Annotated in this window: 1 protein-coding gene; it reads left to right on the top strand. The window is 61.6% G+C overall.

The genetic code is table 11. The annotated features are described in order from the left end of the window. The coding region (locus A2J01_RS09190) for a condensation domain-containing protein (protein ID WP_231915749.1) at window positions 1–1,276 on the top strand (1,276 nt) is incomplete at both ends.

Raw genomic sequence — 1,276 nt, 5'->3', positions numbered from 1 at the left:
AGGTCTCTTCCGGGGTTCATGGTGCCGTCGGTGGTGGTGGTGTTGGGGGAGTTTCCGGTGACGGTGCATGGGAAGTTGGACCGTAAAGCCCTCCCGGACACCGATTTTGCGAGCGCTGCATATCGGATTCCTGCCACTCCTGCCGAAATCGGAATCGCCCGTGCTGTTGCCGACGTTCTCGGTCTCGACCAGGTGGGTGCCGACGACAGTTTCTTCGAACTCGGCGGGGATTCCCTCAGCGCCACTCGAGTCATCGCCCGCATCAACGCCGCATTGCACACCAATATGGGGGTCAATGCACTGTTCGACGCCCCCGTGGTCGCGGACCTGGCGGCCTCGATAGATCCAATCGACTCCGCGCCGGGCGAGCCTGGACCCGAGGAAGCTACTCGTGTGCCCCTCACGAGTAGGGCACGGCCAGAACGTATTCCGCTGTCGTTCGCGCAATCGCGGATGTGGTTCGTCAACCAGTTCGACACGTCGTCTCCGCTCTACAACATCCCCGTCGCACTACAACTGGACGGGTTCCTGGATTCGGGTGCGCTCCAAGCCGCGCTGGGTGATGTGGTGGAACGGCACGAATCTCTTCGAACGATCTTTCCTGCGTCCGCAGACGGGCCCTACCAGGTGATCGCCGAACCCGCGGTCGCTGCTCCTCGAATCCATCCCGTGCCGATTCCCGGCGAGGGGCTTTTCACGGACTTGCACGCGTTCTTCGACATCGGATTCGATGTGTCCGAAGAGTTCCCGCTGCACGTGAGGTTACTCCGAACCGGACCGGAGCAGCATGTACTCGCGATCGTTGTTCACCACATCGCCGCAGACGGCTTCTCGATGGCACCACTGGCACGCGACCTGATGAGTGCATATACCGCGCGCACGCAAGGTCGGAGCCCGGACTGGGTGCCGCTGCCGATTCAGTACGCCGACTACACCCTCTGGCAGCGTGAGATCGTCGACGCAGACGTTGGTCCGGAAACTTCGCCCTCCGCCGAATTCGATTATTGGACAGCGAAGCTGTCGGGTATTCCGGACGTCTTGCCGCTCCCTCTCGATAGACCACGAACCTCGAAACGGTCTGCCGAGGGCGCGGTGGTTTCGATGGACTTCTCGCCCGAGATCCATCGAGCTTTGAACGAACTCGCACACCAGAACGGTTCGTCTCTGTTCATGGTGATGCATGCGGCTCTGGCGGTATTGCTGGCACGGCTCACTACAGCGGACGACGTAGTGATCGGGACTCCGGTCGCAGGTCGCGGTGCATCGGTGTTCGACG

Origin of the sequence: Rhodococcus sp. EPR-134, from assembly GCF_001647205.1 — a bacterium.
In the GTDB taxonomy this organism is placed as follows: domain Bacteria; phylum Actinomycetota; class Actinomycetes; order Mycobacteriales; family Mycobacteriaceae; genus Rhodococcus_F; species Rhodococcus_F qingshengii.
Note: the sequence above shows the minus strand (reverse complement) of the source record. Positions and strands in the feature narration are given on the sequence as shown.